General features: G+C 71.4%; 9 protein-coding genes. 5 read left to right on the top strand and 4 right to left on the bottom strand.

Annotated features, from left to right (window positions below; genetic code table 11):
* Positions 1 to 140 precede the first annotated feature (140 nt).
* Genes AC07V5_RS27810 through AC07V5_RS27800 form a run of 3 tightly spaced genes read right to left on the bottom strand, consistent with a single transcriptional unit; the run spans position 141 to position 16249 of the window.
* Positions 141 to 1586 (bottom strand): caspase family protein, encoded by a 1446-nt coding sequence (locus AC07V5_RS27810; protein WP_495118857.1) that lies wholly within the window; start codon positions 1584 to 1586, stop codon positions 141 to 143.
* Positions 1583 to 14488 (bottom strand): two-partner secretion domain-containing protein, encoded by a 12906-nt coding sequence (locus tag AC07V5_RS27805; protein ID WP_495118856.1) that lies wholly within the window; start codon positions 14486 to 14488, stop codon positions 1583 to 1585. The genes AC07V5_RS27810 and AC07V5_RS27805 overlap by 4 nt, the downstream gene beginning before the upstream one ends.
* Positions 14489 to 14515: 27 nt before the next feature.
* Entirely contained in the window at positions 14516 to 16249 is a 1734-nt protein-coding gene (locus AC07V5_RS27800) for a ShlB/FhaC/HecB family hemolysin secretion/activation protein (protein WP_495118855.1), read from the bottom strand.
* A 210-nt stretch (positions 16250 to 16459) separates the two neighbouring features.
* On the opposite strand from AC07V5_RS27800, the gene AC07V5_RS27795 reads away from it, so the two are divergent.
* The 5 genes from AC07V5_RS27795 to AC07V5_RS27775 all read left to right on the top strand — a co-directional run bounded on the left by AC07V5_RS27795 (position 16460) and on the right by AC07V5_RS27775 (position 23683).
* Positions 16460 to 17488 (top strand): ligase-associated DNA damage response exonuclease, encoded by a 1029-nt coding sequence (locus AC07V5_RS27795; RefSeq protein ID WP_495118854.1) that lies wholly within the window; start codon positions 16460 to 16462, stop codon positions 17486 to 17488.
* On the top strand, positions 17485 to 19128 hold the full coding sequence (locus tag AC07V5_RS27790; RefSeq protein ID WP_495118853.1) for an ATP-dependent DNA ligase: 1644 nt from the start codon (positions 17485 to 17487) through the stop codon (positions 19126 to 19128). The genes AC07V5_RS27795 and AC07V5_RS27790 overlap by 4 nt, the downstream gene beginning before the upstream one ends.
* 585 nt (positions 19129 to 19713) lie before the next feature.
* Positions 19714 to 22224: a ligase-associated DNA damage response DEXH box helicase gene (locus AC07V5_RS27785; protein ID WP_495118852.1), complete on the top strand. Its 2511-nt coding sequence runs from the start codon at positions 19714 to 19716 to the stop codon at positions 22222 to 22224.
* Positions 22221 to 22877 (top strand): ligase-associated DNA damage response endonuclease PdeM, encoded by a 657-nt coding sequence (gene pdeM, locus AC07V5_RS27780; protein WP_495118851.1) that lies wholly within the window; start codon positions 22221 to 22223, stop codon positions 22875 to 22877. Before AC07V5_RS27785 ends, pdeM begins: the two co-directional genes overlap by 4 nt.
* A gap of 59 nt (positions 22878 to 22936) precedes the next feature.
* Positions 22937 to 23683, top strand: coding sequence for a hypothetical protein (locus AC07V5_RS27775; protein WP_495118850.1), 747 nt, complete (start codon positions 22937 to 22939; stop codon positions 23681 to 23683).
* A 68-nt stretch (positions 23684 to 23751) separates the two neighbouring features.
* Here AC07V5_RS27775 and AC07V5_RS27770 read toward each other — a convergent pair whose 3' ends face one another.
* A complete protein-coding gene (locus AC07V5_RS27770) occupies positions 23752 to 23925 on the bottom strand; it encodes a hypothetical protein (RefSeq protein WP_495118849.1) in 174 nt (57 codons plus the stop codon).
* Positions 23926 to 23929 lie beyond the last annotated feature (4 nt).

Here is a 23929-nt window from a genome sequence, read left to right as displayed (position 1 = left end):
GGCGGGCGCCCTCCTCAAGGGCGCGCGACTCGAACTGCAGGGCCATTCGGCCTCATGCCGAGCTTGCCCGCCTTGGCCGCCAGCCCCGAAGGTACGCTGGGCAGCGAACCGATCGACGCGGCCTGACGGAAGTCGCGTACTTACTTCCGCACGTTGTCCAGATCCGGCGGCGGCGTGTAGCCCAAGTCGCGGGCGCGGGCCTCGAACTGCGAGGCCAGCAGGGGCTGGCCGGTGTTGCGGAAATGCAGGGCCAGCTCGTAGCTCGCAATGCCGTTGCCCAGGGCCACGGCGAACTGCATCCAGCCTTCGTAGCGCGACTGCGCGGCCGACGCGCCGCCGCCGTACCCACCACCATAACTGCCGCTACCGGCCGCAGCACCGGCATTGCCGCGGACGCGCCAGGCCATGCGGGCGGCCGCGTCCTTGTCGCCACGGCCGCAGCGCAGCAGGTCCTGGCGCTGCTCGATGGGTAGGTCGTCGTTGAAGGCGAACGCCGAGCGATAGAGGCGCACGTCGCTGCGCTGCAGAGCCTTGAGTGCCGCGCGCGCGCCGTCGCGCGCCACCTGCACGCCGGGCGCGAACGGGCTCTCGGGCCGCGCCTTCAGGAAGGCCTCGGCCACCTGCACCACCTCGGCCGGCCAGGTGAGCCGCTCGAGCTTCTTCAGCTCGGCTTCTTCGTCGATGTCGGGCGCCGCCGGCGCCACGGCGCCCTCGCGCCTGGGCTCCACGGTCAGGCGCACGCGGGTGTGGTCGGCGATGAAGGGGTCTTGCGCGAGCTGGCGGATGGCGGCCACCGGGTGGTTGAGCATGGTCTCGCGCACGTCGCTGCGCACCAGCTGCAACAGCTCGGGGAAGGTGGTCTGGTCCGACACGCTGGCCATCAGCTTGACGAGCGAACCCGTGTAGAAGGTGTTCTGCGTCTCCACGGCCGGCGCGATGGCCGGCTTGCCGGCGCCGGTGGAGAAGGTGATGAGGCACCCGGGCGGCGCCTCGACCTGGTTCAGGCCCACCAGCTCGCCGGCACGCAGGCCGGTGCGGCAGGCGTCCACGACGGCAATGATCATGCCGTCGCGGCGGGCGGGAATGCGCCGCACCACGTCGCTGAGCAGCTGCATGCTGCTGTTCTGCAGCAGCTCGCCTTTGGCCGATGGGTTCAGCCCGGCGGGCAGCAGCAGGTTGGACGCGTCCACCTGCACGCCGTGGCCGCTGAAGTAGAAGAACACCGTCGCATCCGGCGGGCTGGCGGCGGCCTCGGCGATGAACTGCTCCAGCACCCGGCGCGCGGCCGGCAGGTCCAGGTCCAGAGCCGACGTGACCTTGAAGCCGCGCCGCTCCAGCACCACGTCCAGGTCGCGCAGGTTCTTGGGGATGGGCGGCAGGTCGAAGGGGGTCGGGTAGCTGCGGTTGCCCAGCAGCAGGGCCAGGCGAACCTCGCTGCTCGGCAACAGCGGCGGCAGCGGCGCCGCGGCCTCGGCCGCTCCGGCGATAGGCAGCCCCGCCAGGCCACCCAGCAACGAGCCGCACAGCAGGCGGCGGCGGTCCAGGTCGGGCGTCGGCAGGGGCAGATCGGTGTCGGAACGGGTCACTTGCAGCTCAGCAGAGGTTGGGTCGAGGGATCACAGGCGGCGGGCGGCGTCGCGCCTTCGCTGCCCTGGGTAGACGGCCGGCCGGGGCCGACCTCGGCGATGACGCCGGAGCGCAGGCGCACGGTGACGTTCTCGGTGCGCACGGTTTCCTGGAAGCGGGCACGGCGGGCGTCCTCGGCGTCGCCGTTGATGGAAGAGATCGCGCCGGAGGCCGCCGGCGTCAACGGCAGGACTCCGTTATAGACCACTGGGACTTCCGTTGCTTGACTGGCCCCATCGTGGAAGAAGCGGTAGCCCGAGCCGCCGGTCGCCGGCGCGCTGCCCACCTTGGGGCCAACCAGCACGACGGCGGTGGCACCTTGCGCGCCGGCCTTGGGCAGCACGGTCAGGTAGCCGGCATTCGGGCCGGTCGTGCGGCTGCCCGTCTCGGCGGAGCCCACGGCGATCTGGATAGGCTGGCCGTTGACGGAACCGAAGCTGCCGGGCACGCCAAAAGCGCCGGGCGCCAGCTCCAGCGTCATGCCGGGCGCCGACAGTGCGCGGCCCAGCACGATCTCGTCGAAGGGCATGCGGGCCACGAGCTTGGCACTGCCCACCGTGGCGAGCTGGTCGGCGCGGATGTTGACCGTGTCGGCCTCGATGCCGCTGCCGCCCACCAGCACCTGCTGGCCGGCCACCCGCACCAGGGACTGGATGGCCTGGCTGCCCTTGGCGTTCGGCACCCAGGCGGTGTCGAACTTGGCGCCGCTGAGCACCGACAGCTGGCCCTTGAAGCTGTTGGCATCCTGGCCCAGCAACACCGAGCCGCCGCCGCTGGCCGCAACGGCAAGGCTGGCGCCCTCGGCCAGCGTGATCGCGCCGCCCGTCCCCTGCTGAATGGTGGCCTCGGCCACGGCCATCGGCTGGCCGACGACGGGCACCTGGGCCGTGCCCACGAGCGTGGCCTTGGCGTCATCGGGTGCCGCGGTGGCCACCACGGCCAGGCTGCCGCCGGTCAGTTGCAGCTTGCCGTCCAGCGCCAGGCGCTCAGCCTCGATGCGGCCGCCGCTCGAGAGGCTCACGCCGCCCAGCTTCAGCGCCTCCTTCACCGTCACCAGCGCCTGGCCACCGGACAGGCTCAGCGGCGTGCCGGCGAACTGGTTCGTGCTGCGGCTGGCGTCGATCAGCGTGCCGCTCAGCGTGATGCCCGCCGGGTTGGCCAGCGTCAGGCTGCCGGTGTAGACCTGCTCGGCGCGCGTCGTCAGGTTGCCGGCCAGACGCACGCTGCCGGCGGCCTGCAGCGAGAAGAGGGTCTCGTTGCCACCCAGTTGCAGCTGCGCGCCGGCGGCGATCTGCACGGCGCTCGCGTCGGGCAGGCGCTCCACGGCCGTCGTGATGAGGCTGCCACCCAGCACCTGGGTCGCGCCGCTGTAGCTGTTGCCGCCGTTGGCCAGCGTCACCTGGCCCTGCGTGATGACGAGGCTGCCGCGGCCGGTGATGGCGGGGGCCAGCGTGAAGGCGTCGCTGCGTTCCAGGCGCAGCTGGCCCTGGTTCTGGATCTCGCCCGAGCCCAGGCCGCCCTGGCCGTTGAGCCTGACCGTGCCGGCCTCGATGACGGTGCCGCCGCCATAGCTGTTGGCCGCCGTGAGCGTCATCGTGCCGGCACCCTGCTTGACGAGACCGCCGCTGCCGCTGGCCACGCCATCGAACTGGCTGTCGGCCCCATCGGCACCGCTGGCCAGCGTGGCGCCATTCAGCGCGAGGCTGCCGGCACCGTTCAGCGACGCCACGGTCTGCGCGGCATTCACCTGCACGCGGGCCGGTGCGTCGATGACCAGCGCGCTGGCACCCGCCAAGGCTTGAGCGACGTCCAACGTCAGCGTGCCGCCGGCCACGCGGGTGCTGCCGGTGAAGAGGTTGGCGCCGCCCAGCGCCAGCGTGCCGACGCCCTGTTTGACGAGGCCGCCGCTGCCGCTGATGACGCCGTCGAAGCGGCTGTCGCGGCCACTGGCGCCCAGCGTCAGCGTGAAGGGGTTGAGCAGCACGCGGCCGCTGCCCGACAGCGCGCCGAGGACCTGGTCGGACAGCAGTTCCAGCGTCGCGCCGCCGGCCACACTGAAGCCAGCCGCGGCCGGCACGACGGGCACCGCGGCCACACTGGCTGCGAAGGGGCGGACGCCCACGCCTTCGAGCTGCAGCGTGCCGGCGTTGACCTGCAGGTCGCCCGCGAACGTGTTGTGTCCGGCCAGCGTGAACGTGCCCGCGCCGAGCTTGGCCAGGCCGCCGCTGCCGGTGATGGCGCCGTCCCACCGCGTGCTGCTGCCATTGCTGCCAATGCCGAGCTGGGCGGCTTGCAGGTTCACCGTGCCCGCGCCGGCCAGCGAACCCAGGCCGGTGCTCTGTTGGATCGTCAGCAGTGCGCCGGCATCGACGGTCACGGCGGTGATGTCGTTCAACGCACCGGCGCTCGCGAGGACCAGCTCGCCCGCCTCCACGCGCGTCGCGCCGGTGTGGGCGCCGCTGCCGGCCAGCGTGAAGCGGCCGCTGCCGAGCTTGCTCAGCCCGCCACTGCCAAAGACGCTGCCGCTGAAGCTCGTGTCGCGGCCATCGGCGCCGGTGGCCAGCGTGAAGCTGCCCAGCTCGACGCGGCCGGCGCCAGCCAGCGAGCCGATGGCCTGGTCCTGCCCCAGCGCCAGCACCGCGCCGGCCGCCAGCTGCACGGCGCTCGTCACCGGCAGCGCGCCCGCGCCGGTGGCACGCAGCGCGCCGGCGGCGATGTCGGTCGTGCCGCTGTAGTGGTTGCTGCCGGCCAGCGTCAGCGTGCCGGCACCGGCCAGACGCAGGCCGAGGCCGGCGCCCGCGTCGCTGATGGCACCGCTGATCGTCAGCCCACCGGCGCCGGGCAGGAAGCTCGTCGTCGCCTGCAGCGTCACGGCGCCGGCCAGCGTGCCGCTGCCCGAGGTGTTGAGCACGTCGCCGCCCTGGGCCACGAGCTCGCTGGCCAGCGTGGCGCCATCGCGCAGGTCCAACTGGCCGGCGGCGCCGAGCTGCACCGCGCCACTGCCAGCCTGTGCCGCGGTGCCTTGCAGCACGACGCGGCCGGAGGGGATGCGCGTGCCGCCGGTGTAGCTCTGCGCGGTGGTGATCGTCAGGCTGCCGCTGCCGCTCATCAGCAGCTCGCCACTGCCCGACAGCGGGCCGGCGAGCGTGATGGCGCCCGGGCCGCCGAGTTCCAGCCGCGTGGACACGTTGCTCGCGTTGACCGTGTAGCCACCCGCGCTGACGAGGCTGGCGACGCCGGCGCTGGCGACGGTGAAGCTGGGCAGGACGTTGTCCGCCCGGGCCAGCGTGATGCTGCCGCTGCCGGCCTTCAGCGTCGTCAGCCCGCTGACCGCGAGCGCGCCGCTCTGCGTGATGGCGGCGCCGGTGGCGGCCGTGTCGGCAACCAGGCTGGCATGGCTGCCACCGGCGAGGTCGAGGGCGCCGGCCGAGGTGATCTCCAGGCTGCTCGCGTCGCCACCGATCCGCAGGCCATCGTGGCGGCTCGCATCGCCGTCGCGCAACTGCACGGCGCCGAAGCTGCCGCCAGACTGGCTTTGCAGCGCCACGCGGTTGAAATCATTGCCCGCGTGGTTCAGGTCCACCGGCATGGCCGCGCCGCCCTTGGCGATCAGCGTCGTCTGGCCGCTGACTTCCAGCGCGCCGGTCTGCACGATGCCGGTCTTCGCCGCGGCGGTCAGCGTGGTGCTGCGGCCGCCGCCCAACGTCAGCCGGCCACCGCTGCTCAGGCTCAGCGTCCGCACGTCGCCGCTGAAGCTCAGGTCCAGCGCGCTGCTGAGGTTGGCGCCGACAAAGCTGCCACCGTTGATACCGCGCATGGTGATGGCGCCCAGCAACTGGTTGCCGGGCTGGTCCAGCACGAGGTCGACCAGGCTGCCGTCGGCGATGAAGGTCGAAGCGCCCTTGACCGTGAGCGCGCCGGTCTGGCCGATCAGCGTGCCCTGGGTGCTGGCCAGCAGGTTGCCGTTGACGCTGCTGCCGCCGAGGTTGATGTCGCCACCGGCATGGATCGTCAGGTCGGCGCTGCTGAAGCTGCCCAGGCGCACGGCGCCGCCGCCGGCGGTGAAGCTGGCTGAACCCACGACCGCCAGCAAGCCCGTCTGGTTGATCTGTCCGCCGCTCGTGTCGGCCACGAGCAGGCCGTTGACCGTGCCGCCACCCAGCTCGATGCCGCTGCCGGCAGTGATGCTCAGGTCGCCTGTGGTGAAGCCACCCAGCCGCACCGCGCCGTTGCCGGCCGTGAAGCTGGCTGAACCCGCGACGGTCAGCGGGCCGGCTTGGCTGATCTGCGTGCCGCCGGAGCTGGCCACGAGCTTGCCGTTGACCGTGCCGCCGCCCAGGTCGAGGTCCCCGCCGGCGCTGACCGTGAGGTCGCGCACCGTGAAGCTGCCCAGGCGCAGCGCGATGCGGTTGACCAGCGCCACGTCGCCGGCGTTCAGGTTGACGATGCCGGCCAGGGCATTGCCCGCGTCGCCGAGCTGGATGGATGCGCTGCCGGCGTCGAGCGTGGCCGTGCCGCCGACGCTCAAGCCGCCCGCGGCCTGCGTGATCGCGGCGCCGCCGCTGCCGGCCTTCAGCGCGCCGCTGACCGAGCCCGTGCCGAGCCGCAGGGGCCCGCTCGACTGCACCGTCAGGTCGCCGACGTTCAGGCTGGCGAGGCTGAGTGCGCCGCCGTTGGTGAGCAGCGTGTTGCCGCCGCGCAGGCTGACGGGGCCGGCAAAGGCATTGCCCGCCTGGCCCAGCGTGATGGCGGCGCTGCCGGCATCCAGCGTGCTGCTGCCGCTGACCGCGAGTGCACCGGCCTGCGTGAGGGCGCCGCTGCTGGTGGCCGCCAGGTTGCCGGCGATGCTGCCCGAGCCGAGATCCAGCGCGCCGGTGACGTTCAGCGTCAGCGCGCCGGTCGCCACGTTGCCCAGACCCAGGTCGACGGCGTTGCTCAGCGCGGTGTTGCCACCGCTCAGGTTGACCTTGCCCTGCAGCCGGTTGGCGGCTTCGGTCAGCGTGATGGCACCGCTGGCCTGCAGCGTCGTCGTGCCGCCCGCTGTGATGCCGCCGGCAGTCTGCGTGATCGTGCCGCCCAGCGCGCGCGCGGTCAGCGGCCCCGTCAGGCTGCCGCTGCCCAGCGTCACGCTGCCGTTGCTGGTGGCGTCCAGGCTGTTGAAGCTCAGCGCGCCGAGCACGAGGTTGGGCCGGTTGAAGAGGGACACGGCATTGCCGGTCAGGTTCAGCGGGCCGAGGAAGCGGTTGCCGGTATTCGTCAGCGTGATGTCGGCGCTGCCCGCATTGATCGTCGTGCTGCCGTTCACCTGAAGCGCACCGGCCTGGATGACCACGCCGCCGCTGTTGGCGAGCAAGTTGCCGCCGATGGTGCCCTGGCCCAGGTTGAGCGCGCCGGTCGAGATCGCACTGAGGTTGCCGGTGGCGAGCGTGCCCAGGCTCAGCACGCCCGCGCCAGTGATCTGCGTGGCGCCGCCGCTGAGCTGCACCACGCCACGCCAGCGGTTGCCGGCCTGGGTGAGCGTGATGCCTCCGCCGCCGGCCTGCAGCGCCGCCGGGCCGCCAACGTCCAGCGCGCCGCTCTGCGTGAAGGTGCCGCCGTGGCTGTTGGCCGTGAGGCTGCCAGCCACGCTGCCCTGTCCCAGGCTCAGCGGCCCGGTCGCATCAGCCGACAGCGAGCCTACGGCCAGCGTGCCCAGGCTCAGCCCGGCATTGCTGGTGACCTGCGCGACGCCGCCGGCCAGGCTCAGCACGCCGCCCCACTGGTTGCCGCCCTGGGTCAGCGTGATGCTGCCGCTGCCAGCCTGGATGTCGGCCGTGCCGCTGACGCTGAGCAGCCCCGACTGCGTGACCGCGCCGCCACCGCTGTTGGCCAGGAGGTTGCCGCCGATCGTGCCCTGGCCGAGGTTGAGGTTGCCGCCGGACTGCAGCGTCAGCGCGCCGACGGACAAGTTGCCCAGGCTCAGCGCGCCTGCAGTGGCGATCTGCGTCGTGCCGCCGCTCAGCGTGACGCTGCCGTTCAGCTGGTTGCTGCCGTTGCCCAGCAGGATGGATGCGCTGCCGGCGTTGATCGTCAGCGCGCCGCCGACACCCACCGCTGCGCTCTGGCTCACGCCGCCCGGTGCCGTCAGCGTCAGCGAGCTCACGCTGCCGCCACCCAGCATGACCGCGCCGCTGCCGTAGAGCTGGGTGGTACCCCCGCTCAGCGACACCGCGCCGCCCCAGGCATTGGCCGTGTCCAGCAGTGTGGTGGCGCTGCTGCTGAAGCTGGAATTGCCCGTCACGCGCAGGCCACCGGCGGCCTGGGTGATGGAGCCGCCGGCCGTGGCCGTGAGGCTGCCGCTCAGCGTGCCCGTGCCAAGCTGCAGCGCACCACCGGCCTGGGCCTGCAGGCTGTTGACGGCCATGGTCGCCAGCGTTAGGTCGTGCAGGCTGACGATGCCGGCCGAGGTGCCCGTGAGGCTGACATTGCCCTGGAAGTCGTTCAGCGACCGGTTCAGCGTGATGCCGGAGCCGCCGGCATTGAAGAGGCTGGTGCCGGCCACGCTGATGCGGCCACCGTTCTGGGTGATGGCGCCAGCGGTGGTGCGCAGGTCGAGGTTGCCGCTGGCCGTGATGTCATGGCCCAGCGTGGCCGACTGGCCCTTGAGCGTGACGTTGCCGCCCTTGAGCGTGCCGAAGGTGCTGAACACGCCACCGCTGGACAGCGTCAGCGCCGCCGTGCCGGTGTCGATGTTGGTGGTGCCGGACGGCAGCGTGAGGGTGCCGCCGGCCTCCAGCACCAGCGCCTTGTTGGAAGGCTGGGTCAGCGCGAAGAGGTTGAGGTTGTTGGCGCTGCGCAGCGACACCGCGCCGCCGATGGCCGTGATGGCGCCCTGCAGGTTGTTGGTGGCCTCGTCGAGCGTGATGTCGGCCGTGCCGCCAGCGCCGACGGACAGCGTCGTCGCGCCGGTCAGCGTGAGCCCGGCGCCCGCGCCCGTGGCCTGGGTGATGGCGCCGCCGTGGCTGTTCACGTTGAGCGTGCCGGTGACCGTGCCCTTGCCGAGGCTGAGCGGGCCGGTGGACGACACCGTCAGGTTGCCGGTGGCCAGCGTGCCCAGCGTCAGCGCGTTGAGGTCGGTCACGCTGGTGGTGCCACCGGCCAGGCTGACGGCGCCGGTGAAGTCGTTGGTCGGCCGGGCAAGGCTTATGGGGGTGCCGCCGGAAGACACGGTTGTTGTGCCGGCAACGAGGATCGTGCCGGCCGTCTGACTGATGCCGACGCTCGCGGTGGTGAGCTTCAGGTTGCCGGTGGCCGTGATGTTCTGGCTCAGGCTCAGGCTGGTGTGGGCCTCCAGCTCGATGTCATGGCCCTTGAGCACGCCGCCCACGAGGAAGCTGCCGCCCAGGCTGGCGAGCTTGAGGTCGGCCGTGCCTGTGTCGATGCTGGCGGCCGGGCCGAGGATGAGATCGGCGCCGGCCAACAGCGTCAGCGCCTGGTTGGAGGGCTGGACCAGGCTGAGGATCTCGAGGTCGCTACTCGAGCGCAGGTCCAGCGATTTGCCGGTGAGGTTCAGGCCATGCCACTGGTTGCTGGTGTTGGCCAGGATGATGTCGCCGCCGATGGTGGCGTCCAGCGTCGCGATGCCGGTGACCGACAGCGCCGCGGTCTGGCCGATGGCGCCGCCCAGGGTGCTGGCGTCCAGCGTGCCGGTGACGTTGCCGCCGCCGAGGTTCAAGGCACCGCCTGCGGTACTGACCGTCAGGTCGCCGGTGATGTTCAGCGCGCCCAGCGTCAGCGTGCTCGTGCCGGTGCGCGTGCTGGTGAGCTGGGTCGTGCCGCCGGTCAGCGAGACGGCGGCGCCCCAGTTGTTGGCGGCGTCATTGAGCGTGATGGCGGCCGCGCCGGCGTTGAGGCTGGCAAGGCCCGCCACGACGAGGCCGCCGGCGATCTGGTCGATGGTGCCGCCGCCGGTCACCGCGGTCAGCGTGCCAGTGAGGGTGCCTGTGCCCAGCGTCAGCGTGCCGCCCGCCGTCGTCGCGCTCAGCCCGCCGCTGCCGAAGTTGCCCAGCGCGATGCTGCCGGCACCGGCGTTGAGGGTGCTCAGGCCGGTCACCGACAGACTGCCGGCCGTCTGCGTGATGGCGCCGCCGCTGCTGCTGGCGGTCAGCGTGCCCGTGACCGAGCCCGGGCCGATCTCGATGTCGCCGCCGGCTGTCGTCAGGCCGAGGTTGCCGGTGGTCGTCACGCTGGCCAGCTTCAGTGCGGTCGCGCCGGCGCTGGTGAGCTGCGTGGTGCGGCCGGTCAGCGTGATGGTGTCGTTCAGGTGGTTGGCCTGATCAAGCGTGATGTCGCCGGCACCCGTGTTCAGGCTGGAGGTGCTGGTGACTGTCAGGCCGCCCGCGGCCTGGCCGACGTTGCCGCCGCCGGTCAGCACGCCCATCGTGCCGGTGATGGTGCCGGTGCCCAGCGTCAGCGCGCCGCCTGCCGTCGTGGCGCTGAAGTTGCCGCTGCTGAAGCTGCCCAGCGTGATCGCGCCAGTGGACGACGTGAGTGTGGCCCCACCCGTCACCGTGAGGCCGCCCGCCGCCTGCGTGATGCTGCCGCTGCCGCCGGTGGAAGCCGTCAACCCGGCGACCGTGCCGGTGCCCAGCCTGAGGTTGCCAGCGGTGCTCGTCATGCTGAGGGCGCCGGTGCTGAGGCCGCCCAGCAGGATGTCGCCAGCACCGGCATTCAGCGTCGCGCTGCCGGTCACGGAGAGGCTGCCGGCGGCCTGCGTGATGGCGCCGCCGCCTGTCGTCGCGACCAAGGTGCTGCTGATGTTGCTGGCGCCCAGCTTGAGCACGCTGGCCGCCGTCTTGTTGCTGATGATGGTGGTGGCGGCACCGGTCAGGCTGACCGTGTCCTGCAGGTCGTTGGCGGCACCCAGCGTGATGGCGCCGGCGCCGGCATTGAGGCTGGACGTGCCGGTGACGGTCAGGCCGCCCGCGGCCTGCGTGATCAACGTGCCGCCGCTGCTGGCGCCCAGGTTCCCGGTGATGGTGCCGGCGCCCAGCGTCACGCCACCGCCCGACGCCGTGACGCTCAAGCCGTGGCTGTCGAAGCTGGTGAGCGTGACGCCGCCGCTGCCCGCCGTCAGCGTGGCCAGGCCGCCGGCGGTGATGCCGCTGCCGGTCTGCGTGATCGCGCCGGCGCCGCCGGTGCTGGCCGTCAACGCGCCGGTGATGTTGGCCGTGCCGAGCGTGATGGCGCCGGTGCCGGTGGTCAGCGAGGCGCCGCTCGTCACGGTGATGGCACCGGCCTGCGAGATCGTGCCGGCGCCGGTTGTGGTGGCGGTCAGCGCGCCGGTGATGGTGCCCGCGCCCAGCGTGATGCCGGCGTTGCTCGCGTTGGCGGTGAGGCCGAGGCTGTCGAAGCTGCTCAGCGTGATGCCGCCGCTGCCCGCCGTCAGCGTGGCCAGGCCGCCCGCAGTCAGGCCGCCACCCGCCTGGGTGATGGCGCCGGTGCCGGCGGTGGTGGCCGTCAGCGTGCCGGTGATGTTGCCGGTGCCGAGGGTGATGGCACCCGCCGTCGAGCTGATGCCGAGGTTGCCGCTGCTGCCGAAACTGCCCAGCGTGACGCTGCCGGCACCGGCGGTCAGCGTGGTGTTGCCGGTCACGCTGAGGGCACCCGCCTGCGAGATGTCGCCGCCGCCGCTGTTGACTGTGAGCGCGCCCGTGATCGCGCCGGCACCCAGCGTGATGGCGGCATTGCTCGCGCTGACGCTCAGGCCCTGGCTGTCGACACTGCTCAGCGTGACGCCACCGCTGCCCGCCGTCAGCGTGCTCAGCCCACCCGCGGTCATGCCACCGGCGATTTGAGTGATGGCCCCGGCACCGCCGGTGCTGGCCGTCACCGTGCCGCTGATGGTGCCGGTGCCCAGCCTGATGGAACCGCTCGTCGAGCCGATGCCAAGATCGCCGCCGCTGCCGAACGTGCCCAGCGTGACGGCGCCAGTGCCGGTGGTCAGCGTGGCATTGCCGGTCACGCTCAGGGCGCCGATTTGGCCGATGGTGCCGGCGCCGCCGGTCGTCGCGATCAGCGTGCCGGTGATGGTGCCGGCGCCGAGCGTGAGGGCACCGGTGGTCGCGCTGACGTCCAGGCCATGGCCGCTGAAGCTGCTCAGCGTGACACCACCGCCGCCCGCCGCCAGCGTGGTCGCCCCGCCCACGGTCAGGCCGCCCACGGCCTGGGTGATGGCGCCGGCACCACCAGTGCTGGCCGTCAGCGCGCCGGCGATGTTGCCGGTGCCCAGCGTGATGGACCCGCTCGTCGAGACGATGCCAAGATCGCCGCCGCCGCCGAAGCTTCCCAGCGTCACGGCGCCGGTGGCGGTCGTCAGCGTGACGTCGCTGGTCACGCTCAGCGCGCCGGCCTGGCCGATGGTGCCAGCGCCGCCGGTCGTCGCGATCAGCGTGCCGGTGATGGTGCCGATGCCGAGCGTGAGGCTGCCGGTGGTGGCGCTGATGTCCAGGCCGTTGCTGCTGAAGGTACCGAGCGTGACGCCGCCGCTGCCGGCGGCCAGCGTGGCGGCACCGTTTACCGCGAGGCTGCCGGAGGCCTGGGTGATGGCGCCGGTGCCGCTGGTGGAGGCGTTGAGCCCGGCGACCGTGCCGGTGCCGAGTGTCACGTTGCCAGCCGTTGTCGCTGCCGTCAGCAAGCCGGTGCTGAGGCCGGCCAGCGTGATGTCGCCGCTGCCGGCATCCAGCGTCGCCGTGCCGCTCACCGTGAGCGTGCCGGTCTGGGTGATGTCGCCGCCGCCGGTCGTCGCGATCAGCGTGCTGCTGATGTTGCTGGTGCCGATCTTCAACTCGCGCGTTGCCGTCTTGTTGCTGACGATGTGCGTGGCGGCGCCGGTCAGGGTCACCGTGTCGCGCAGGTCGTTGGCCTCGGTCAGCGTGATGGCGCCAGCGCCGGCATTGAAGCCGGCCGTGCCGGTGACGGTCAGGCCGCCTGCAGCCTGCGTGATCAATGCGCCGCCGCTGGTGGCGCTCAGGTTGCCGGTGATGGTGCCGGTGCCCAGCGTGATCGGCCCGCCCGCCGTCGTGATGCCGAGGCCGTGGCTGTCGAAGCTGCCCAGCGTCACGGCGGCAGCGGCCGTGGTGGACAGCGTCGCCAGGCCGCCAACCGTCAGTGCGCCGCCCTGGGCGATGGCGCCGCCGGTCGTCACATCGAGCGCGCCGGCCACGCTGCCACCGGGCAGGGTCACGGTGCCGCTGCCGCCGAGGATGGTCAGTGTGCTGCTGGTGACGGTGCCCAGCGAGATGGCACCCGAGCTCGTGGCTGTGAGGGTGCCGCCCCCGGTGTTGATGGTGGTGCCTGTGATGCTGCCGTTCGGCGCCCGCAGGTCGACGTCGAGCGCACCGGCACCGGCGCCAATGCTGCCCGTGCTGAAGTTGATATTGCCCAGGGCCTTCAGGACCAGTTTGGCCTGCCCCGTGGACACGATGGCGGCCTGCACGTCGATGTTGCCGGACTGCACGCTGGTGGGACCGGTGGTCGTCTCCACCGTCACCGTCGTGTTGCCGGTGAGCGCCGTGTTGAGGGCCAGCACGTCGACCACAGCGCTGTCGTCCGTGCTGCTGAAATTGGGCGCGGCGCCGACGTGGCTGTTGCCCGGGCCGGTCGGCACGATGGCAATGTCGTTGGGGTCCAGCAGCCATTGGCCCGGCAGGCCGCGCGGGGCGCTGGCGTCGACCCTGCCGAACAGGTTGAGGCGCTGCCGGCCCGAGGTCTCGACCATGCCGCCGTTGCCACCAAGAGCCCCGCCACGCGCCCAGATGCTGCCGAACATATCGGTGCGCTGGTCGGCCCAGACGGCGATGCGGCCGCCGTCGCCCTGTTCGGTCGCATCGGCGCGCAGTTCGGCGCCGGCGCCAATCCATGTGCGCTCGGCGTTGTGGGCCGTGCCCTCGCCCTTGAAGCCCCCGCCCACCTCCAGGCTGCCGCCGCCCAGGCGGCCGGAGGCATCCAGCCGCGCACCGTCCAGCAGCGCGAGCTTCTGGCCCAGCACGGTGATGTTGCCGCCCCGCTCGCCCGTGGCGTCCAGGCTGCCGTTGACCGTGGTGATACCCGCCGTGCCGCCGTCGATGACGATGCGGCCGCCCTGCTGGCTGAAGCCCCGCGCCTGCACGAGGCCGTCCATGTTCAGCACCTGGCCGGCCGCACCGGCGCGGGCCTGGGCGCGCAGCTCGGCGCTGCCGCCCTCGGCCAACACGCGGCCGCTGAACTTCAGCGCCACGTCGCGGTCGTCATCGTTGCGCAGGTTGAAGAGCACCAGGCCGTCGCCCTCGACGTCCACTTGCACGGTGCTGGCGGCGGCAAGACCGACGCGGCGGGCCTCGATGCTGCCGCCGACGCTGAGCTGCGGCGCGATCAGCGCGACGGTGCCGCCCGTGGCGGTGATGCGGCCGTCGGCTTGCAGGGCGCCGGCCTGCGAACCTGCCGAGAAGCGATAGCTGCCGGCGAGGAAGTCGGTGTCGGACAGGTTCAGCGTGGACGCGACGAGGCCGCCCACGTCCACCTGCGAGCCGCGCCCGAAGACGATGCCGCGCGGGTTGACGAGGAAGACGCGGCCGTTGGCCTGCAGCTGGCCGAGGATGAGCGATGGGTCACCGCCCACCACGCGGTTGAGCAGCACGGAGTTCACGCCGGGCTGCTGCACGCGCAGCGTCTCGCCCGCCGCGATGGAGAAGCTTTGCCAGTTGACGATGGCCTTGTCGCTGGCCTGCTGGATCAGCCCGGGATTGATGGCGACCTGGCCCTGCACGACCTGGGCACCTTGCGGCAGCGCATGGGCCGCGGGGTAGGCCAGCGCCAGGCTCAGAGCCAGGCCGAGCGGTTGCATGCGGGAGAGGCTGAAAGCGCGCATGGCCTAGAAGCTCCAGCTGCCCTGCGCATAGAAGCGCAGCTTGCGGGCCTGGCTGTCGCTGCTCGCCTGCCCGTGGGTCGGCGTGGCCAGGCTCATGCGGAAGGAGTAGGCATTGCCGCGCGCCCAGACCAGCGACAGCCCCGCACCGCCGAGCCACGCATGGTTGATGTAACCGGGGTTGCCCTGGAGCTGCACGCTCTCGTCGTGGCGGTACTGGATGAAGGCGCCGTCGTAGAAGGCGGCCAGCACCAGCTCGCTGGCCCAGCGCCCGAGCAGGCTGACCGGCGGCAGCCAGCGCAGCTCCAGACTGCCCACGGCGCCGCTGTCGCCCGTGCCCTCACCCGGTGCAAAGGCGCGCACGCCGTTGGGCCCGCCGGCGCGGAACTGCTCGGTGGAGTCGAGGTTGTGCAGGGCCCACTGACCGCGCACCGTGAGGTAGGCCAGCAGCCGGTTGCTGACCAGGTTCTGCAGCCGCGACGCGGCGAAGCCCACCTTGGTGAAGCGGGCCGCATCGTCGCTGCCGGCCGGCATGCCGTTGGCGAAATCGAGGCGCCCCTGGGACAGGTTGAGCTCGAAGGTGTTGACGCTGCCGGTCAGCAGGCTGTCGCGGAAGTCGCCGCTGATGCCGACGTTGACGTCGTCCACGCGCTTCTTCGTGCTCAGCGATGCCGCGTTGTCGACATAGCGCTTGGCGTTGACAGCGCCGAGCGCGAACAGGTTGAGGTTGCGCGAGCGCACCCAGGGATAGAGGGCGAAGAGATTGAAGGTCGTGCCGGTGCCGTCGAGCCCGAGCGGGAACTGCTTCTTGTCGAGCTGGTAGCTCACGGCCGACAGCGAGACGCCGGCCTTGAAGCCGTCGGCGCCGATGGGGCTGGTGTAGCCCAGCAGCGCGAATCGCAGGCCGCCGGTGCTGGAGCTGAGCACCGAGGCCGAGAGGCCGTCGCCACGGCCCAGCGGGCTGGCCATGATGACCTGGGCGCCCAGGCGCTGGCCGCCGATGTAGTGCGAGCCGTTGAGATCGCCGTCGACGCTGCCGCTGTAGCGCGCCTCGGCGCGTGGCGTGAATTCGAGGATGGCGGTGCCGGGCGTGGCGCCGGCCTTGACCTCGGCACGCGTGACGATGCCGCGCAGGTCGTTGATGAGGAAGACGGTGCGCTCGACGGCGTCCACCGTCAGCACGTCGCCCGGCTTCAGCCGCGCGAGGTAGGCCTCGACGACCTCGCGGCTGACGGGCAGGCCCTCACGCCAGTTCAGCACGACGCGGTCCAGCCGCCCTTCCAGCACGGCGATGCGCACGGTCTGGCCGTCGAAGACCTGCTCGGGGATGTAGGCGTAGCCGAGGTAGAGCCCCAGGTCGCGCTGCAGGAAGCGGGTCACCTCGTTGGCGGCGTTGACGAGGTCCTCGAAACCGCGCTCCTTGCCGACGAAGGCGGCCGTCAACCGCGGCAGGGCCTCGCGCAGCGCGGCCGGCGCGTCCGGCGGCAGGCTGTAGGCCTGGACGTCGATCTTGAGTTCGTCCTCGGGCTTGCCCAGTTCGCGCGGCACTGCCGGCCGCTCGGGTGGCAGCTCGGCGTTGCGGCTGGCCTCGGGCGGGCGGGCCAGCTCGGCCGGCGTGGGCACCACCGGTGGCGTGCCGGCGGCCCAGGCTGGCGGTGCACCCGACAACGCAGCCAGCAGCGCAACCAGCAGGCTGAGGCGCGGGGGCAGGCATCGGCAGTGGCGAGGAGCGATCAGCAAGGGTCGGGTCCGGAACAGGGCAGCAAGGCGTGCAGCACAGGATGTGGCCGCCCACGAAGCCTCTTCTCCGGGTCGCGGCCTGCCATCGACCTGGCGGTCGCACCCGTGGTGAGTCACGGCGGCGGCGTTTGAGTTCCGCGGCTGTCCCGTAAATGGGCGGGGCGGCGCCGTCCGACAGCGGGCATTTGCCGGCATCGGCACACTCGGGCCATGGCTGACCTGATCACCCGCCGAGCCGAAGGCCTGTACTGCGAGGCGGGCGGCTTCTACATCGACCCCTGGCGCCCGGTGGCCCGCGCCGTCATCACCCACGCCCATGCCGACCACTGCCGCGAGGGCCACGGCGCCTACCTCGCCCACCGCGACGCCGAGGGGCTGATGCGCTCGCGGGTGGGCCCCGACATGGCCTTTCAAGGCCTGGCTTACGGCGAGCCGTTACATCTTGGCAACGTGACCGTCAGCCTGCACCCGGCCGGCCACGTGCTGGGCTCGGCCCAGGTGCGGGTGGAACACCGCGGCGAGGTGTGGGTGGTGTCGGGCGACTACTTCGTCAGCGGCGCGGGCGACGCCAACACCACCTGCGCGCCCTTCGAGCCGGTGCGCTGCGAGGTGTTCATCACCGAGGCCACGTTTGCCCTGCCCATCTACCGCTGGGCGCCGCAGACCGAGGTGCTGGCCGAGATGCGCGCCTGGTGGGCCGATTGCGCTGCGCAGGGCAAGCACGCGCTGCTGATGGGTTACAGCCTGGGCAAGGCACAGCGGCTGCTGGCCGGCCTGGCGACGGCGGATGCGCCCGGGCCGGTGCTGGTGCACGCCGCGGTGGCGCGGCTGAACACGGCCTACCGCGAAGCGGGCATTGCGCTGCCGGCGGCCGAGACGGTCACGCCGGAGACGAACTTCAAGGCGCTGCGCGGCGCCCTCGTCATCGCGCCGCCGGCCGTGCACGGCAGCCGCTGGGCCAAGGCGATGGGGCCGCACAGCGACGCCTTCGCCAGCGGCTGGATGCGCCTGCGCGGTGCGCGCCGGCGCCGGGGTGTGGACCGCGGCTTTGTCTTCAGCGACCACGCGGACTGGCCGGGGCTGCTGTCGGCCATCCACGCGACTGGCGCGCAGCGCATCATCGTCACGCATGGCGACGAGGGCGCGCTGGTGCGCCACCTGGGCGAGCTGGGCCTGCAGGCCGAGGCCTTCGTGACCGAGTACGGCGACGAGACGCATGGCGTGGAGGCTGCCGAATGAAGCGCTTCGTGGCGCTCTACCTCGCGCTGGACGCCAGCACGTCGACGCTGGCCAAGGTGGCGGCGCTGAAGCGCTACCTGGCTGATGCGCCGGCACGCGACGCGGCCTGGGGCCTCTACCTGCTGGCCGGTGGCACACCGCGGCGCGCGGTGCCGACGAAGGAGTTGCGCGCGCTGGCATGCGAGGCGGCAGCGCTGCCCGAGTGGCTGTTCGAGGCCGGCTACGCCGTGACGGGCGACTTGGCCGAGGCCATCGCCTACGTGCTGCCCGACCCCGAGGACCGGTTCGACGAGCCGCTGGCCGACTGGATGGAGCAGCGCATCCTGCCGCTGCGCAAGGCGGACGCAGCCACCCGGCGCGACGCCGTGCTGGCGGCATGGCGAGGGCTGTCGGCGGACGAGCGCTTCATGTTCGTCAAGCTGGTGGGTGGCGGCTTTCGCGTTGGCGTCAGCAAGCTGCTGGTGCAGCGCGCGATGACCGAGTGGTCCGGCCGGGACGCGGCCGGCATCGCGCAGCGCATGATGGGCTACACCGACATCGACACGCCGCCCACGGTGGAGCGCTTCCAGGCGCTGCTGGCCGAGGATGCAAGTGGCAATCGCGGCGGCCAGCCCTACCCTTTCTTCCTGGCGCATGCGCTGACGGGCGAACCGGCTGCGCTCGGCGCGCGCGGCGACTGGCTGGCGGAGTGGAAGTACGACGGCATCCGTGCCCAGGTCGTCAAGCGCGACGGCCAGGTGTGGATCTGGTCGCGCGGCGAGGAGCTGGTGACGGAGCGCTTTCCGGAGGTTGTGACCGAAGCCGGCGGGTGGCCGGATGGCACCGTCGTCGACGGCGAGCTGCTGGCCTGGCGGCCGGGCGAGACCGAGCCGGCTCCGTTCGCGCTGCTGCAAAAGCGCATCGGCCGCACCAAGCTATCCAAGGCCATCCTGGCCGAAGCGCCGGTGCGGCTGTTGGCCTACGACCTGCTGGAGGGCGAAGGCGTGGACCGGCGGCAGGAGCCCCTGCATCAGCGCCGCGCGCGGCTGGAGCAACTCGGCATCACGACGTCGCCGCTGGTGGAAGCGGTGGATTGGCCCGGCCTTGCGGCGGCTCGCGAGGGCTCACGCGAGCGGCGCGTCGAGGGCCTGATGCTCAAGCACCGCGAGTCGGCCTATGGCATCGGCCGCACGGTGGGTGCGTGGTGGAAATGGAAGGTCGCGCCGCTGAGCGTGGACGCCGTGCTGATCTACGCCCAGGCTGGCCACGGGCGGCGGGCCAACCTGTACACCGACTACAGCTTCGCCGTGTGGAACCGCGCGCCGCGCGATGCGGCGGAAGCGGAGGCCGCGCTGGACGCGACGGGCGGTGAGCTGGTGCTGGTGCCGTTTGCGAAGGCCTACTCGGGGTTGACCGACGAGGAGATCCGCGGCGTGGACCGCGTGATCCGCAAGACGACCGTGGAGAAGTTCGGACCCGTGCGGCGCGTGCGGCCCAGCCTGGTGTTCGAGCTGGGGTTCGAGGGCATCCAGGCCAGCACGCGGCACAAGAGCGGCATCGCGGTGCGGTTTCCGCGGATGCTGCGGATTCGGGAGGACAAGCCGTTGTGGGAGGCGGATACGCTGGAGACGTTGCGGGAGTTGATGGGAGTGGTGAGTTGATTCGGGTTGCTTTAGCGGCTGTCCTCATGACTCGGTGCCGTGTTGCCGGGAGTCCGCCCCGGCGGGCGGGTAACTTTCTTCTGCGGGGCCAGAAGAAAGTCACCAAAGAAGAGGCCCTAAACCGCACACCATCGCAGCGCCGCTATCAGCGGCGCGCGAAAACAAATAGGGGTGATCGCGGTACGAAGCGACCCGCTTCGCTCTCGCTGCTGTCCTTATCACCCCCATCACTCATCGCACCGGCACCCCGCCTAACGCGCGGCTGCACGCCGGGCTCACGAGAAATACGAATTCAGCGTCGCTCGGGCGACGCGGTACTCCCTGATAAGCCCGGCATGCAGCCGGCGTTAACCGGCGTGAAGGGGCAATGGATGGTGCTCGTCACAGGGACAGCAGCGAGAGCGCAGCGGGTCGCGTCTGGGCGCCAAACCGTTGACGCTTTGTCCCCTGCACACGGCACTTGCTGCTCGTGTGCGGTTCAGCGCCTCTTCTTTGGTGACTTTCTTCTGGCCCCGCAGAAGAAAGTTACCCCGCCGCCGGGCGGGACTCCCGGCATGGGCCCGGCCTTTCAAGACGCAGCAACGAATGGCTAACCCCATCACAACGTGGCTTGAAAACAAGGGCTGGAAAGCCTTCCCGTTCCAACGCAACGTCTGGAAGGAAATGAAAGCCGGCCACTCCGGCCTCCTCCATGCCACCACCGGCTCCGGCAAGACCCTCGCCGTCTGGCTCGGCGCCCTACAAGCCCTCTTCAACCAAGAGGCCCCGCTGACCGTCCTTTGGGTGACCCCTATGCGCGCCCTCAGCCACGACACACTGCTGGCCTTGCAGGACGCAGCCTCCACCCTCGCCCCGCACTGGACCCTCGCCGCCCGCACCGGCGACACCACGAGCGGCGAACGCGCCGCCCAGCAACGCCGCTGGCCCACCGCGTTGGTGACGACGCCGGAGTCCCTGAGCCTGATGCTCTCCCGCGCCGACGCCCCCGACGTGATGAAACGCGTGCGCCTCGTCGTCGTCGACGAATGGCATGAACTGCTCGGCACCAAGCGCGGCGTACAGCTGCAACTCGCCCTCGCCCGCCTGCGCCGCTGGAACCCGTCGCTGATGACCTGGGGCCTGTCCGCCACGCTGGCCAACCTGGACGAAGCGCGCGACACGCTGGCGCCAGATGCCGTGCTCGTGCAGGGCGCGAAGGACAAGGCCATCGACATCGACACACTACTACCGCGCCGCATCGAACGCTTCGCCTGGGCCGGTCACATGGGTCTGGCGATGCTGCCCGGCGTCATCGCTCGCATCGAGTCTACGGCCAGCACGCTGGTGTTCACCAACACCCGCTCACAATGCGAACGATGGTTCCAGGCTCTCCTGGACGCGCGGCCGGACTGGGCGGGGCAGGTGGCGCTGCACCATGGCTCGGTGGATGCGGAAGTGCGCCGCTGGGTGGAGGCGGCGATGAAGGCCGGCCAGCTGAAGGCCGTCGTCTGCACCGCCAGCCTGGATCTGGGTGTGGACTTTCTGCCCGTTGAGCAGGTGCTGCAGATCGGCTCGGCCAAAGGCGTCGCACGGCTGCTGCAGCGTGCCGGCCGCAGCGGCCACGCGCCCGGCCGCCGCTCGCGCGTGACCATGGTGCCCACGCACAGCCTTGAAATCGTCGAAGCCTCGGCCGTGCGTGCGGCCGTCAAGGCCGGCCACATCGAGCCGCGCCGCCAGCCTAAGGCGCCGCTGGACGTGCTGGTGCAGCACCTTGTCACGGTCGCACTAGGCGGCGGCTTTCGACCCGACGAGCTGCTGGCCGAAGTGCGCACCGCGCCGAGCTACCGGCAGCTGAGCGACGACGCTTGGCAATGGGCGCTGGCTTTCGTTCGCCACGGCGGCGAGAGCCTGCGCATCTACCCGGATTTCCAACGCGTCGTGCCGGATGAGGATGGCATCTGGCGCGTGCCCGATGCGCGGCTGGCACGGCGGCACCGCAGCAACATCGGCACCATCGTGTCGGACGCGACGATGAGCGTGCAGTTCCTGACTGGCGGGCGCATCGCAACCGTGGAGGAAAGCTTCATCGCGCGGCTGAAGGCGGGCGATGTCTTCCTGCTCGGCGGCCGCGCGCTGGAGCTGGTGCGCACGGAGGGGCTGACCGCCTATGTGCGCCTGGCCAAGGCCGGCCGCGCGCTGCTGCCGCGCTGGGGCGGCGGGCAATTCCCGCTGTCCGACACGCTGGCCGACGCGATGTTGGTGCGCCTGGACGAAGCCGCGCAGGGCCGCTACGCCGACGCGGAGATGCGCTTCGTCGCGCCGTTGCTGAAGCTGCAGGCCGAGTGGTCCGCCCTGCCCGGCCCGCAGCGGCTGCTGGCCGAGGTGCAGAAGAGTGCCGACGGCTTTCACCTCTTCCTCTACCCGTTTGCCGGCCGCACGGTGCACCTGGGGCTGGCATCGCTGCTGGCCTGGCGCGTGGGGCGGGACACGCCGGCCACGTTCACGATGGCGATCAACGACTACGGCATGGAGCTGCTGAGCGCCACCGACGTGGACTGGGCCGCGCGCCTGCCCGCACTGCTGGCACCGGTGAGCCGCGAACAGTTGCGCGACGAGGTGCTGGCCAGCCTCAACGCCAGCGAGCTGGCGCGCCGGCGCTTTCGCCAGATCGCGCGCATCTCGGGCCTGATCTTCCAGAGCCACCCCGGCGAGGCGCGCAGCCAACGGCAGTTGCAGGCCTCGTCGTCGTTGTACTTCGACGTGTTCCGCCAGCACGACCCGACCAACCGGCTGCTGCGCCAGGCCGAAGACGAACTGCTGTCCGCCGAGCTGGACGTGGGTGCGCTGGCGCGCACATTGGACAAGCTCGCTGCACTGCCGCTGGACGTGCAGCGGCCGGCGCGCACGTCGCCGCTGGCCTTCCCTTTGCTGGTGGAGATGCTGCGCGAGCGTGTGACGACGGAGTCGCTCGCACAGCGGCTGTCGCGCATGCTGGCGGAGCTGGAAGCGGCAGCTGGCGGCGGCGAGGCGCCGCAGAATGTGGGCGAGCGGCTGTCGTTCGGGCAGGAGCGCGACAAAGCGGCGCCACGCACGCGGGAACGGCGGAGGCGGCGATGAGCCTGCAGCTGAACGTGTCAGGCGAGACGCTATGGCTGCTGCCGGACGGCGCGGTGTGGTGGCCGGCCACGCGCACGCTGTTCGCGGCGGACCTGCACCTGGGCAAGGGCGCCGCCTTCCGTGCACAGGGCCAGGCCGTGCCGGCTGGCAGCAGCGCCAGGACGCTGGCGCGGCTGGAGGCGCTGGTCACCTCGCACAGCGCGGCACGGTTGATCGTGCTGGGAGATTTCTGGCACGGCGCGCAGGGCATGGTGGCGGCGCTGATCGACGCGGTGGCCGCCTTCGCCACCCGTGTGCCGACGACGCTGGTGCTGGGCAACCACGACCGGCGCATCCACCCCGAAGGCTTGCCCATGGCAGTGGTCAGCAAGCCTTTGCCGTTAGGCGTCCTGACGGCAGCGCATGAGCCGCCACCGGTCGGCGCACCGGGCTTCACGCTTGCAGGCCACTTGCACCCGGCCATCGTGGTGCACAGTCGCGCGGGCGACCGGCTGCGCCGGCCGTGCTTCGTGCGCTACCCGCACGCGCTGGTGCTGCCGGCGTTCGGCGGGCTGACGGGTGCACTGACGCTGCGCCGTACCGACCTTGCCGCGCTGGGCGCGCAGGTGGCTGTGCTCGGGGATGGCAGCCTGCACTGGTTGCCTCTGGGCTGAGGCTTGCAATCGAACCGCCACTGCATCAAGATTGAATACTGTTTTTTTATACAGTCTTCATGATGGAAAAGCATGCGAAAGGCCGGCCCGCCCAGCCGTTGCTGAACCCCTGGGAGACCTCGGGCTACGAACCGGTCAGGGACCCGGTCGAGCTACGGCGCTTCATGAGCGCCTTTCGTGGCACGGCTCTTCACACCCAGTTGCCTCTGGCCGGGATGGAACCGCGCTCATCCAGGTACCTGCCTTCGCGCCTTGCCGGCGAACGCGACCCACTCGGCTACAGCCTGTTCTTTGCCGGATTCGCTGAGCCGGAAGACAGCAATCGCCTCTGCGCGCACGGCGGTGCTCTAGCGCGCGGACATGGGTTGCGAAACGCTGTTCAAGTGCCTGAGCGCGCCCACGTCACGCTCTGCAGCCTGAACAAGCACGACGTGCTGGATCAAGCGGTGATCGCCGCTGCCAACGCCGCAGCGAGCCGGTTCCCGTGCCCCGCCCTGCCCATGGTGTTTGATCGCGCGTGCAGCTTTTCCGCGGATGGTGCTTTCATGCTGCTGGGTGACACGGCGACCAACGCGGCCGTAGCAAGGCTGTCTCGTCCTCTGATAGCCATGCTCCGCCGCTTCGGCCTGAAGCCCGATGCAGTCGACAAGCCGCACATGACGATGGTCTACAACTGCGGCAAGGTGGTGCCTGAGCACACCATTTCGCCCGTGGCTTGGACGATGCGCCGCTTTGCGTTGGTGCTGAGCCATGTGGGCAACGCCCGCCACGAGTACCGCGGCGAATGGACGCTGCCGCGGGCGTGAATGACGGCTTTGCCGGACGGGCTGGCGTCCCCGCATGTGCTGTCGGCCGGCGGGCGGCGCTGGCGATGCTAGATCTTGTGCTGGGGCGGGCCTTTTGGAGCGTCACGGGCCGTGCCGTCATCCTGACGGGCGGGCGCCTTGGCGTTCTTGGTCAGCGTCTGGCCTTGGGTCGACTTGGTGGTCGCGAAATCGCTGACCTTGTGTTCCACCGGTCCGCCGCGGTTACCGTGGGTCTTGGGCATGGGA

The organism is Roseateles sp. GW821-FHT02E12, assembly GCF_059421665.1.
This window is presented reverse-complemented; position numbering and strand designations above follow the sequence as displayed.